General features: G+C 43.8%; 7 protein-coding genes. 5 read left to right on the top strand and 2 right to left on the bottom strand.

Features of this window, described 5'->3' with window-relative positions; all coding sequences use genetic code 11:
- Positions 1-792 precede the first annotated feature (792 nt).
- From QUA34_RS15785 to QUA34_RS15770, 4 genes are all read left to right on the top strand, one after another.
- Positions 793-3,267 (top strand): phosphoketolase family protein, encoded by a 2,475-nt coding sequence (locus tag QUA34_RS15785; protein WP_333388070.1) that lies wholly within the window; start codon positions 793-795, stop codon positions 3,265-3,267.
- Positions 3,268-3,411: 144 nt separating this feature from the next.
- On the top strand, positions 3,412-4,410 hold the full coding sequence (locus QUA34_RS15780; RefSeq protein WP_333388067.1) for an ATP-binding protein: 999 nt from the start codon (positions 3,412-3,414) through the stop codon (positions 4,408-4,410).
- Entirely contained in the window at positions 4,403-5,092 is a 690-nt protein-coding gene (locus tag QUA34_RS15775) for a DUF3226 domain-containing protein (RefSeq protein ID WP_333374943.1), read from the top strand. The genes QUA34_RS15780 and QUA34_RS15775 overlap by 8 nt, the downstream gene beginning before the upstream one ends.
- Positions 5,093-5,124: 32 nt before the next feature.
- A complete protein-coding gene (locus QUA34_RS15770) occupies positions 5,125-5,763 on the top strand; it encodes a histidine phosphatase family protein (RefSeq protein ID WP_333388064.1) in 639 nt (212 codons plus the stop codon).
- Positions 5,764-5,808: 45 nt separating this feature from the next.
- Here the strand turns inward: QUA34_RS15770 and psaK are convergent, their stop codons facing one another.
- Positions 5,809-6,069 (bottom strand): photosystem I reaction center subunit PsaK, encoded by a 261-nt coding sequence (psaK, locus tag QUA34_RS15765; RefSeq protein WP_333388061.1) that lies wholly within the window; start codon positions 6,067-6,069, stop codon positions 5,809-5,811.
- A 228-nt stretch (positions 6,070-6,297) separates the two neighbouring features.
- On the opposite strand from psaK, the gene QUA34_RS15760 reads away from it, so the two are divergent.
- Entirely contained in the window at positions 6,298-7,509 is a 1,212-nt protein-coding gene (locus tag QUA34_RS15760; RefSeq protein ID WP_333388059.1) for an acetate kinase, read from the top strand.
- 270 nt (positions 7,510-7,779) lie between these two features.
- Here the strand turns inward: QUA34_RS15760 and QUA34_RS15755 are convergent, their stop codons facing one another.
- The gene (locus QUA34_RS15755; protein ID WP_333388056.1) at positions 7,780-13,293 is read right to left on the bottom strand and encodes an AAA family ATPase; all 5,514 of its coding nucleotides are present in this window, start codon (positions 13,291-13,293) and stop codon (positions 7,780-7,782) included.
- Between the last annotated feature and the right edge of the window lie 338 nt (positions 13,294-13,631).

Below are 13,631 nucleotides of genomic sequence, written 5' to 3'. Positions count from 1 at the left end.
ATTTTAAATCACCCTAACCTTCCTTCAGTCTTGTCTTATGGTACTCTGGCTGCTTAAAAACTGTCCGGAGTATTGATGTATTTGCTGTTATACGCAATTCCTTTCTCTCGGATCTCTTCCTCTGCGCCCTGTGCGCCTCTGCAATTCATAAAAAAAAGCCCGTTTACAAAGGAAATAGCCTTGCTATATCTTTTTAACTTCTTGATAAATCTGTAAATTATAAAAATTGCTCACCCTTTTACCCCGATATTAAACGAACCTCAAAAACTTTAAAACAAAACGAGTCATACCATTTTAGATTTGAGATTTTACAATTGGGAATGACTGAGGACATAAAGCTTTGGATATGGCCTAAATTTGCATTTTTTTTGATAAGCGATATCAGCCATCTGCCGACACAAACTAAAATCAACTTCCGGTATCAATCATTATGACTTCTACCTTGAGAAGTATCTTTTTGGGAACTTGCACAACACATCCTACCACTCGCAGCACATACGCATCAGGTGCACAGTTCACACTCTACGAAAACTCTTGTGTAAATCCTATTTTATATTGCTTAATTCCTTGATCCCCGGAAATTTCCACCTTTATTCACTCGAAATTGTGCGATGTTTAGCCATAAATTAACATTGATTTAAACTTTGATGGAGACATAAACGAGCTAGAATTCAATAGTTGGTGTGGAAGACATGGAGTTTAAATACAAAATGTCACAGATAACCAATTAATATCGATCGCACTTCACGATCGCACTTTAGAAAACAACCACAACTTAGGAGTCAATAGCTGATGATGCTAGGAACAACCGAGATCCCGCAATTAAAGCCGCTTTCCGACTCAGAACTACACAAAATGAACGCCTACTGGCGGGCGGCAAACTACCTATCCGTCGGACAAATCTATCTCCTCGACAACCCCCTACTCAAAGAACCCCTCAAAATCGAACACGTCAAACCGAGACTCCTCGGACATTGGGGCACTACTCCAGGGCTAAACTTCATCTACGTTCACCTCAACCGCATCATCAAAGCCCAAGACATCAACGCCATCTACATCGCAGGCCCTGGACACGGCGGGCCGGGCTTGGTCGCCAACACCTATCTCGAAGGCACTTACAGCGAATATTACTCGAACATTTCCGAAGATGAAGAGGGTATCAAACGGCTGTTCAAACAGTTCTCCTTTCCCGGCGGTATCCCCAGCCACGTCGCCCCGGAAACCCCCGGTTCGATTCACGAAGGCGGCGAACTCGGCTACGCCCTAGTCCACGCTTACGGGGCCGTCTTCGACAATCCCGATTTGATTGTGGCGGCCGTTGTCGGTGACGGGGAAGCCGAAAGCGGCCCGCTAGCTGCTAGCTGGCACTCTAACAAGTTTCTCAACCCGGTTCGCGACGGGGCTGTGTTGCCGATTTTGCACTTGAATGGCTACAAAATTGCCAATCCAACGCTGTTGGCCCGCATTCCGCAGGAGGAATTGGAAAGTTTGATGGTCGGTTATGGCTACAAACCTTATTGGGTGGAAGGTTCAGACCCGGAAACCATGCACCAGTTGATGGCTGCAACTCTCGATACCGCGATCGGCGAAATTAAGGCGATTCAGGAAAAAGCCCGGACGGAGGGCTATTCCGGCCGTCCCCAGTGGCCGATGATTGTAATGAAAACTCCCAAAGGCTGGACGGGGCCGAAGGAAGTAGACGGTAAGAAAACAGAGGATTATTGGCGATCACACCAAGTCCCACTTTCGGAAATGGCTTCTAACCCCGGACACGTCCAACTCCTCGAAGATTGGATGAAAAGCTATAAGCCGGAAGAACTCTTCGACGAAAAGGGCAAGTTAATTCCCGAATTAGCAGAACTCGCACCCAAGGGAGCTCGACGCATGGGGGCAAATCCCCACGCTAACGGCGGCCTGCTGCTGCGAGACTTAAAAATGCCGAAATTTGAAGACTACGCCGTTGATGTGCAAAAACCGGGCACTGTAATGGCAGAAGCAACCCGCGTTTCTGGCCGCTTCCTGCGAGACGTGATGAGACTGAATCAGGAAAACGCCAATTTCCGCATTGTCGGGCCTGACGAGACGGCCTCAAACCGCCTCGATCCGGTGTTTGAAGTGACGAACCGGGTGTGGGCGGGGGAAATTTTGCCCGAAGACGACCACATCTCCCCCGAAGGCCGGGTGATGGAAGTTCTCAGCGAACATTTATGTCAGGGATGGCTGGAAGGCTATTTGCTGACGGGACGCCACGGCTTTTTCTCCTGCTACGAGGCGTTTATTCACATCATCGATTCGATGTTCAATCAACACGCCAAGTGGTTGAAAACTACTCGTCACATTCCTTGGCGCAGACCGATCGCCTCTCTGAATTACTTACTAACTTCTCACGTTTGGCGACAAGATCACAACGGTTTTTCTCACCAAGATCCGGGTTTTATCGACCACGTAATTAACAAGAAAGCCGAGGTTGTGCGGATTTATTTGCCGCCGGATGCGAACACTTTGCTGTCAGTAACGGATCACTGTCTCCGCAGTCGCAACTATGTCAACGTGATTATTGCAGGGAAGCAGCCGGCATTGCAGTATTTGGATATGGATTCTGCGATTAAACACTGTACCGCCGGCATCGGCATTTGGGAGTGGGCTAGCAATGATAAAGGTGGGGAACCAGATGTGGTGATGGCTTGCGCGGGTGATGTCCCGACGCTGGAAACTTTGGCTGCTGTTGACATTCTCCGCCGAGATTATCCCGATTTAAAAGTGCGGGTGGTGAATGTGGTGGATTTGATGACGCTGCAACCTGCTAGCGAACATCCCCACGGTTTGTCTGACAAGGATTTTGATACTTTGTTCACGAAAGATAAGCCGGTGATTTTTGCTTTTCACGGCTATCCTTGGCTGATTCACCGCTTGACTTATCGCCGGACAAATCACCCGAATATTCACGTTCGGGGTTACAAGGAAGAGGGGACGACTACGACGCCGTTTGATATGGTGGTGATTAATGACCTCGATCGATTCCATTTAGTTGGAGATGTACTCGATCGCGTTCCGAAACTGAGTTCTGTAGCAGCTTACGGCAAACAAGCTATCCGTGACAAGCTGATCGAACACAGGCAGTATATCAACGAACACGGCGATGATATGCCGGAAATCCGCGACTGGCAGTGGCCGCACGCGGGCGCTGTTGCGTCGGAAGCGCCGAAGGAAACGAAAGATCCGACAACGACAGGAGATCAAGCCGTGCGATCGGGTGCTCCTGGGTAGGTGCGATCGCTTCTCGACCTCTGCGTGAATCGGCGTTAATCTATTGTCATCTGCGGTTAACAAATTCTCTTTTTTTAACCGCAGATACAGGCAGATTAACACAGATTAACGCAGATGAGTTAGATTAATTCAACAGGATCGGTAATGCTGAAAGAAATAGAAATTCAAAATTTTAGATGCTTTGAGCAAATCAAAATTTCGGGGTTTGAAAGAGTCAATTTAATCGGCGGTAAAAATAATGCTGGCAAGACAGCCTTGCTAGAAGCACTTTTTCTCAATGTTGCTCCACAACCTAGCAGTCTAGTAATCCTAAGAGAACTTAGAAGAGAGCCAGCAAAAGCTATAGAAGCTATGCCCTATCGAACTTGGGATAACTTGTTTTATTCACAAAGAAAGGAGCGATTGATAGTAATTATTGGAACAGATGACAAAAATAAAACTGACCGATTAGAAATTCAAGTACAAGTCAGGAGATATAATATAACTTTTAAGGTTGGGACAAACGAGGGTGAATCTAATTGGTCATCAACAAAAGTTAATACTGGCAATTTATTTAATTCTCGCATTTCCATTGACGAAGTACCAATTATTCCATCCTTTGTCAGGATTTCGGGAAAAGAACTCACAGCAGCCTACGACCGCGCCCGTTTGGATGACAAAGATACCGAAGTTTTGAAAGCTTTTCAAGTTATCGATCCGGCGATCGAATCAGTAGAAAGTTTTTCGATCGGGGAACCCACGCTTTACTTGAGAAGAAAAGGCGAAAAGCGTTTGCCTCTTTCATTATTCGGAGATGCAATTAACCGCGTTGCAGACATTATTCTAAAACTGGTAAATAGCGAACCCAAAATACTGTTAGTCGATGAAATAGAAAATGGCATTCACTATACAAATCAGCGAGATTTTTGGAGAATTTTATTTCGCTTGGCGGTGGAACTGGATACGCAGATTTTTGCGACAACTCACAGTTTAGAGATGCTTCAAGCATTTGCTGATGTCGGCTTAGAACCAAATCAGGAATGCAGCAGCGCATATTTTGAACTAGCAAAGAAACCGAAAACAAATCAAATCATCGGCATCAGACGCGACTTGGAAACTTTGAATTACGCAATAGAGCATCAAAAAGGAGTGAGAGGTGAGTAATCTCGTAATAGTAGAAAGTAAAAATGATGCGATTTTTATGAAAGCAATGGTTGAATTTCTCAACTGCAACATCAAGATAGAACAACCTATTTATATAGAGGAGTATAAAGCTTTGTCAGGCTTGGATGAAAAAAAATTAACTAATGCTTTAAAAGCTTTAAAAGCCGACCTTCAAAAAACAGATATAGAAAAGATTGGAATTATTATTGATATTGATAACTATTCAGATCGAGAACGGCTGGAATTTGTAGATAGATGTATAAAACAGGTGTTTGAAGCTGAAAGCTTGTCAAGCACTAAACAATTTATCGATATTTGTACAGATCATGGAACAAATGCAAAATTGGCTTGTTACTTTACAAATGTTGGAGGTAAAGGCGAACTGGAAACGCTTTTAAAGACAATAAAGGCTAGAGAATCTCCTCATGCTGATTGTTTAGATAGCTGGAGAAGTTGCATAAAAGAAAAGGAGGGAAAGGAAATTAAGCAGAAAGATTTTGATAAATTTTGGATTAACAACTATATTAGGTATGATACTTGCTCAAAGCAGGATCAGAAACAAGCTGGCAGAAAATGCAGTATGTCTGAGTTTGAGTATGTTATGGAACACAAAAAAGATATTTGGAATTGGGCTCATCCTGCACTCGATGATTTGAAGGAGTTTTTTACACTCTTTTGCTAACATAGTAAAATTCACACACAATTAACTAACTCATGAGCTTAAAAATCTACTTTGTACGACACGGTGAAACGACTTACAGCCAAACAGGTGGCTTCTGCGGCGCTATCGATCCAGAATTAACAGCAGAAGGTGTTAAAATGGCAGAACAGTTTGCCGCCAGTTACGCAAAATTGCCTTGGAATGCTATTTATGTCAGTCCCATGAAACGCACAATTGCTACTGCAAAACCTTTGTGCGATGCTGTGGGAATTGAAATGCAGCTTCGCGACGGACTGAGGGAAATTAAGTACGGTGAGTGGGAAGGCAAAACAGTAGAAGAGGTCAAAAAAGAATACGAAGAAGATTATATTAATTGGCTGACTGAACCTGCTTGGAATGCACCAAACGGCGGCGAAACTTCGGTGCAAATTGCCAGTAGAGCTTCCTTAGTTATTGCAGAAATTGAGGAAAAATATAAGAATGGAAATGTGTTGGTTGTCTCGCACAAAGCAACTATTAGAATTATTCTGTGCAGTCTGTTGGGGATTGATTTGGGACGTTATCGCGATCGCATTGCCGCTTTAGCAGCTTCTGTCAGTATTGTTAAGTTTGAGGTGCACGGGCCACTGCTGGAGGTTTTGGGCGATCGATCGTACATGGATGAAACTCTCCAGAATTTACCCGGTACTTGAAATTGCGGGTAGGGTGCGCGCACTGCCTACCCGGAGCGTCTGAAACTAAATCGCGCCTATGTAAGACAATCCTAAAATAGTACCTGCTCCCAAAATATGACCAAAGGCAGTAGTTCCTAAAACTGCACCCAAACTCAAACCGCCGAACATACTCGATGAGGGCATTGCTGGGCCTGTGCTAGGATTCTGGATGGTTGATTTGCCGATCGCAATAGCTAAAATATTGCAAAGAATCATAATCAAACCGATCGTGGGGCTCCACTCTACGGTTCTGGGGGCAACGGCAAGTAAAATTGGTGTAAACATCGATCGGCTCCTTAAACTTTAGTAAATGAAAATCTGCCTAGAAGATATATCAAAAAAATGCAACTGTTCGCTACACATTGCATTAACAGTTAATTTTTCGACATATTTCTTAATATTTTTGCCAGAATCTCAAGATTTCTTAGTCTGTGCAGGCGGGCGAAAGTTTGACAAGATGCGATTGCAATCGCCTAGCGATCGAAAGAACGAATCAACAGGACATAATCAAGCATGAAAATACTGGTGTTAAATGCGGGTTCGAGCAGTCAAAAGAGCTGTCTTTACGAGTTAAACGATGTCCTGCCCGATCGACCTTTGCAACCTCTGTGGGAGGCTCAAATTGATTGGACTCACCAGCAGGGTATAGCAGAGTTGAAAGTCAAAACAGCAAAAGGCGATCGGCTTGAGGAGGAATTTGCATCCGAGTCTCGCCAAGATGCTATTTCTCGAATGCTGGAGACTCTTTGGAGGGGAAAAACTCAAACCATTAATGATTTAAAGGAGATTGATATTGTCGGCCACCGCGTCGTACACGGCGGGGAAGATTATCAGCAAAGTACGTTAATTTCGCCGGATGTTAAACAGGCGATCGCCCGTTTATCTGTTTTCGCCCCTGTCCACAATCCAGTTAACCTCGAAGGTATCGAAGCGATTGAAAAAATCCTCGGAAAAGTGCCGCAAGTAGCAGTATTTGATACAGCTTTTCACGCACAATTGCCGCCCGCAGCCTTTGTTTATCCCGGCCCCTATGAATGGCTGGAAAATGGGATTCGGCGCTACGGCTTTCACGGGATTAGCCATCAATATTGCGCGCGTCGGGCCGCCGACATTCTGGGTCGAGATTTGGCAGATTTGCGGTTGATTAGCTGTCATTTGGGCAACGGATGTTCTCTGGCGGCCATTCGCGGTGGCTGGAGTGTTGACACGACGATGGGATTTACGCCTTTGGAAGGTTTGATGATGGGAAGTCGATCGGGTTCGATCGATCCAGGCATTATCATTCATCTGTTAAAACAATCCGAGTTTACTGCTGAGAAACTTGATGGTATTCTCAATCGAAATTCGGGTTTAAAAGGGATTTCAGGGGTGTCTAGCGATCTGCGGCAGATTGGAGATGCGATCGCCCAAGGTAATCAGAGAGCTCAACTGGCTTTGGAGATTTACATCCACCGTTTGCGTGCCGGAATTGGTGCCATGCTGGCGAGTTTAGGAGGGTTGGATGCTTTAATTTTTACGGCGGGAGTTGGGGAAAATTCTGCTATTGTACGGGCTGCCGCTTGCGAAGCTTTTGGATTTATCGGGTTAAAATTGGATGAGGATAAAAATCAACAGTCACCGATCGATCAAGATATTGCGGCAGTGGATTCAGCAGTGAGAATTTTGGTAATTCACACGCAGGAGGATTGGGAAATTGCGCGAGAATGCTGGAAACTTTATCACTAATTTATTTTAGGAATTCCTTCAACAGCGATGGCCGATCAGCTTCGCCCAAGGTCAACAATCACCAACAGCGCCACCGAAATATATCTAATTCATCTGCGTTAATCTGTGTTTATCTGCCCTCATCTGCGGTAAAAAAAAGAGAATGTATTAACCGCCCCGGACAATGGATTGACGCTGATTCACCCAGATAAAGAGAGGTAGAGACGTTTATTCTTTCATTTTCCCTGAAACATCATTACTCTTTCAGCAATGCTGTTGGTTGATCGCCGGTTACAAAACTTGCCTGGGGGCGATCGGAATTTCAATAATAAACTCGCTGCCCTCTCCTGGTGCAGAAACGCACGTCAATTTTCCGCCGTGAGAACTGACAACAATCGAGTGAGAAATAGACAATCCCAAACCTGTTCCCGAACCCACGGGCTTAGTTGTAAAAAATGGATCGAATATCTTGTGCAGCACCTCAGTGCTCATCCCTGGCCCGCTGTCAGCAATTCTAATTATGGCAGAATTCCTGTCAGTCACCTCTGTAGAAATTGTAATCGTAGGCTGTTGATGAGAGTTTTCCGGGCAATCTCTTGCTACGAGGAGAGCATCGATCGCATTTGTCAAAATATTCATAAATACCTGATTCAACTGAGACGCATAACAAGTAATTAGTGGTAGCGTGCTGTAATTTTTAATCACCTCAATTCCCAAACGCCCGCCCTCTTTTCTCAGGCGCGGTTGCAGCAACATCACCGTACTGTCGATGCCTTGATGGATATCTACCGACTTCATTTGCGCTTCGTCGAGGCGCGAGAAATTCCGCAAGCTTAGCACAATATCCCGGATTCTTTCCGCTCCTACTTTCATGGAATCCAGCAGCTTTTGCAAATCCTCGCTCAAGAATTCCAGCTCAATTGTTTCTATTTCTTCTAGAATTTCATCCGCAGGTTCTGGATAGTGCTGCTGATAAAGCTCAATCAATTTTAGCAAGTCTTTAACGTATTCGCTAGCCGGATTAAGATTGCCATAGATGAAACTTACAGGATTATTAATTTCGTGAGCTACACCAGCGACCATTTGCCCCAAACTAGACATTTTTTCCGTTTGGATTAATTGAGCTTGAGTTAGTTTAAGTTCCCGCAAAGTGTGTTCTAAACGCTCGTTTTTTTCATTTAACTCCTGCGTCCGTTCTTGCACTTTCTGTTCCACCGAATTGTAAAGTAGAGCATTTTCCAAAGAAATAGCAACTTGGGAAGAAAGCAACCTTAAAACTTCCAATCTGTGGGGAGTAAATGCTCCGACAGTCAAATTGTTTTCTAAATAAAGAATGCCGATCAGTTTGCCTTGATTGATGATGGGAGTACACAAAATAGATTGCAGTTGGTGTTTAGCGATGTAAGGATCGGCTGTGAATAGTCCCTCAGCCGCCGCATTGCTCAACACCAAATCCGAGCGAGTCCTTTCCACATAATTAATCACCGTCACAGGTAAATCATGATAGTCTCCAACAGGCGTAAATTGCAGCACAGCTACATCTTCAGCAAATACTGACGCCTTAGCTGAAATCAACAGTTTACCATCTCTAACTAAAATCAGAAAACCTAATTGAGCACCCGCATTTTCCAAAGATATTCTCATCAAAGAAGCCAGCAACTTATCGAGGACAATTTCGCTAGAAATCGCCAGAGATGCTTTCATTACCGTTGCCAAATCCAGCACTCTAGCATCGCTGCCAGTAGAAGTATGAATAGTTGTGGTAGTTTGATTGTTGTTAAAACTGCCGTTGATTGGCGTCATTTCCCGCAACTGCGGATACTTCTGTTCTAAATCTTCTACTTTGCGAACTGCACCCCAGCGCAAGTAGCACGAGTGAGCTTCACGCAAGTGGATTTTGGCATATTGATACTTGCCTTTACTCAACCAAAACTTAGCTGCTAGTTCATTAGCTAGCGCTTCATTTTGGACAAACTCATTGTCTTGGGCTAAATTTATAGAGAAATCGTACAGTTCTACAGCTTCGGAATCTTTCTTGGAAATTCGGGCTATTTCTGCTTGTACTAAAAGGTACTTGTGCAGAAAATTTTCGGCACAGTTGTCTGCCCAAATTTTCATCTGTTTTTGGTTTTCCTCTAATTTTTCCAAGTATTCCTTTTGCTTGTCTTCGGAAACATTTGGGAAAACGGCGGCTAAAGTTAGAGAAAAGAAAAAATTCCATTCAGTAGCGGGTATCGCTCCGGTAATAAAAGATAGCTGTTTTTCTACTTCAAAAGCTAGTTGTAGCGCTTCGTTGAAGTTGCCGTACCAGTACATTACCTGGCATTTGCGAATCTGATAAAGGCAGAGCGAGTACAAATTTTGATGAACTTGACAGTTGTGTACGTATTCAGCTTCGCTGATATCTTCGCTTTCAAATACAAACTTTTCAGGAGTTAGTTTGCTCAAGTTACGCAGGATTAACTCTACTCCTAATAAGATATCGGTTACGAGCTGATTTTTGGTTTTTTGGCTGAACTGCAAATACCTGCTTGTGTCGGCCAGAATTTGCGAGATTTCTTTACCTTGAAAAAATGAGTTAGCTATGCGGTTGGACAGGATATAACCCGCATACTCTAAATCTCCTGATTCTAAAGCTGCTTGATATCCTTCATTGCTAATCGCGTGGGAATCTTTGATGTGATTGAACCAGTAATAAAAAATACTGACCAAGGATGAACAAGCTCTGCACTTCAAGCCGATATTGCCAGATTTTTCGCTGAGATTCAGCGAGAGCAAGCCGAATTGATACGCAGCTTTGTAATCTCCCGAAACTGCGTTTAAGAACATACCGTAGCCAGCATAGCAAAGAGAGGCTTCGGGTACTAAACCGTATTGTAGAGAAAGATTGACTCCTTTTAAAACGCTGACTTTCCACAAGTCGGGATTTTTGAGGTACGCCGATGTCAGCAAGTTGGTAATTAATTTGACTGCAACTTTTTTGTCGGGTACAGTCATTTCGGGGGCATCAATTAGGGAAGCTATTTCTCTACCTGCTAAAATATTTGTGGCTGCTGCAAATTCTTCGGATATGACTTTTTGTAGCCCGTCTAGCGGTAAGTCAATGCCTAGCAAGTCCAAAGCTGTGATTCCGGCTTTAACGGCTTCTTCGTACTTCGCCCGCAGGGTGTACTGCACGATCAGCAGGTTGTAAATTTCTACCTTTTCTAAGGCCGATCGCGCTTTTTCCAGAGTTATATTAATAAATTCTTCAGACTTATCGAAATAACCGTTTAAATACTCAACATTTGCCCGCTCCATGTGCAAGGCAAAAGCTAAATCATAGTGGGCATCCCAAATATCGGCGCTCAAACCGTCCATGCCTGCGGTCAAATACTGCAAGGCAGCAACATAAGCAGTGGCATCTTTGGCTCTGCGGGCCGCGTCTAAATTCAGCGTTGCCAGTTCAATTAATTCTCGATCGTCTTTAATTAGCGATCGAGCTACATTCAAGTGATCGACTAATTCAAAGATTCTGTCAGCGCGATATTCAGCCGGAGTGTTTTCTAGGATTTGCCTGCCTATTTTCAGGTGAACTGCCTTTTTTTGTGAGTCGTCGATCAGAGCGTAAGCTGCTTGTTGTACGCGATCGTGCAAAAATTTATAATTCAGAATTAATAGCGGAAACAGCACGTAATCTAATGACTTGCTTTCCAATTCCGAAGTTGGCAGAATCAGTCCCGACTTAATCGCGGGCAACAGGTGAGAAAAAGTTTCCGAGGCTTCTTTTTCATTAATTAAAGAAAGAGTATTCAAGTCAAATTCGTTACCCAAACAAGCCACTAAGCGCAAAACTTGCTGCGTTGAACTTGGCAGTTTTCTCAACTTTTGTACCATCAAGTCTACTACATTGTCAGTGATAGCGCACTGCTCAATTTGAGTCATATCCCAATGCCAGCCGCCCTTGCTACCCGACTGCGGCGGGTGAAAAACTAGCAGGTTTTCCTGATACAATGTTTGCAGGAATTGATTAACAAAAAAAGGATTTCCGTCGGTTTTACTGATTACTAATTCAGCTAAGGGTTTGACAGATTCTCGATCGCTGTGCAAAGTCTCCGCAATCAAATGAGTTATGTTTTCCACCCCCAGCGGCGACAAAGCAATCTGATTAATGATAGCTTCCTGATTTCGCAGCGTCTCCACAGTCATCATTAAAGGATGAGTAGGACTAACTTCATTATCCCGATAAGCACCAATTAAAAACAGATATTGCGTAGCTTCATCTGTCATCATCAATTCGATCAATTTGAGAGTAGCAGAATCAGCCCACTGCAAATCGTCGAGAAAAATGACCAGCGGATGTTCTGGCTGGCAAAATACACGAATGAAATTTTGAAAGACTAAATTAAAGCGGTTCAGAGATTCCGTCGGCCCCAATTCAGATACAGGAGACTGAGCTCCGACAATTAGTTCAACTTCGGGGATGACATCAATAATAATTTGCCCGTTTTGACCGAAGGAAGTGCGGAGTTTTTCGCGCCAAACTGCTAATTGAGCCTCGCTTTCAGTTAACAGTTGCCGCACCAATTCCGAAAAAGCGCTGACAACGGCAGAGTAAGGAATAGTTCGCTTGTACTGGTCAAACTTTCCCCAAATAAAATATCCACGTCTGCGGGTAATAGGTTTGTCTAAAATCTTCACCATTGCAGATTTGCCAATGCCGGAATAACCGGCAATCAGCATCATCTCGCTGCGGGATTTATGCTGTCCTCTTCCCAGGACTGACAAGGGAATTTCTTTTTTCGATTTGCTCTCTTTTTTGATGACAGAAATTTGAGAATTGTCGGTGCGGTAGCCTCGATTATTTGTTGCTGCCACCCGCTCAAATGCCGCTAAAAGAGTTTCAACTTCTCGCTGTCTGCCGTAAAGTTTTTGAGGTATTTGAAATTTGTCGGAAATATCTTGGCTGCCGAGAGGAAAATCGGAAACAAACCCAGATGTTTGCCACTGAAACAGGCAGGATTCCAAATCTGCTTTTAGTCCCCAAGCACTTTGATAGCGCTCCTCAGCGGTTTTTGCTAACAATTTCATCACAATATCTGAAACAGCTTTAGGAATTTCTGGGGCTATTTCAGCGAGAGGTACTGGCTGTTTGGCTATGTGACAGTGAACTAACTCCATGGGATCTGTAGTGGGAAAAGGAAGTTGTCCTGCCAGGATTTCATAGAAGGTCACGCCGAGGGAATAAAAGTCGGTTCGGTAATCGACTACCCGGTTCATTCTGCCAGTTTGTTCGGGCGACATATAGGCTAAAGTGCCTTCTAAAAAATTGGGATTTTTATTGGGAATATTTTCTAGGTTGGATGCAGTTGAGATGCTGAAATCTATTAGTTTTACTTGTCCTGTAGCAGGATTAAAAACTATATTAGAGGGATTTATATCTTTATGAATTACATTTTTTCCGTGAATTTCGCCCAAAGTTTCAGCAACTTTGATAGCCGTAGTCAGAAATCCTAAAATAGTAAATTTTTGGGAACCCATAAATATTTTTAAAGATTCCCCGCCAAAATCTTCTAAGATCATTGCCAGACTATTTCTAACCTGTTGCAACTTATACACTTTCACAACTCCGTCCAACAGGCTTAAGTTGGCAGTGATCTCATATTCGCGCTTGTATCTATTCAGTTCTTCAGGAGTCGGATAGTCTTCTTTGATAAGTTTGATAATAACAGGTTGGTTGTTCTGCTCGTTGTGGCCGCGGTAAACCAGGGAAGTGCTGCTTTCATAAATGAGAGCGAGAACTGCAACGCCGGGAATTGCCATCATAGTTGGGTTCTCTCAAATTAGGTGTGCTTGGTCAATGTTACAGGAGTTACGCGCGGCGGGCTAGAAACCGGGTTCCTTCGTTGCTAGTCGTTGACAAACCCAAGATTTTTTCGTATAAACCGGGTTTCTTTTCGTAAATCCTCTGTTATTCTTCATTATCGCTCAAGAGCTATCTTTTGGGATGTGTGGGAAAGCAGGCCTTGACAACAAAGAGCTACTGCTGACAAAAGCGCCCTGGGGCTTTCGTCACCTCAGCAGTTAGGTAAACAAAATCACAAATACAGGATTTGTGCAAGGATTTACTCTAATGCTCGATCGCCATTCTGACAACCAAATCA

The organism is Microcoleus sp. POL10_C6 (assembly GCF_036701585.1).
Taxonomy (GTDB): Bacteria; Cyanobacteriota; Cyanobacteriia; order Cyanobacteriales; family Microcoleaceae; genus Microcoleus.
This window is presented reverse-complemented; position numbering and strand designations above follow the sequence as displayed.

Coding starts and splice junctions, on each gene's coding strand:
- QUA34_RS15785 (WP_333388070.1), top strand. CDS start 793: ATGATGCTAGGAACAACCGAGATCCCGCAATTAAAGCCGCTTTCCGAC.
- QUA34_RS15780 (WP_333388067.1), top strand. CDS start 3,412: ATGCTGAAAGAAATAGAAATTCAAAATTTTAGATGCTTTGAGCAAATC.
- QUA34_RS15770 (WP_333388064.1), top strand. CDS start 5,125: ATGAGCTTAAAAATCTACTTTGTACGACACGGTGAAACGACTTACAGC.
- psaK (WP_333388061.1), bottom strand. CDS start 6,069: ATGTTTACACCAATTTTACTTGCCGTTGCCCCCAGAACCGTAGAGTGG.
- QUA34_RS15760 (WP_333388059.1), top strand. CDS start 6,298: ATGAAAATACTGGTGTTAAATGCGGGTTCGAGCAGTCAAAAGAGCTGT.
- QUA34_RS15755 (WP_333388056.1), bottom strand. CDS start 13,293: ATGATGGCAATTCCCGGCGTTGCAGTTCTCGCTCTCATTTATGAAAGC.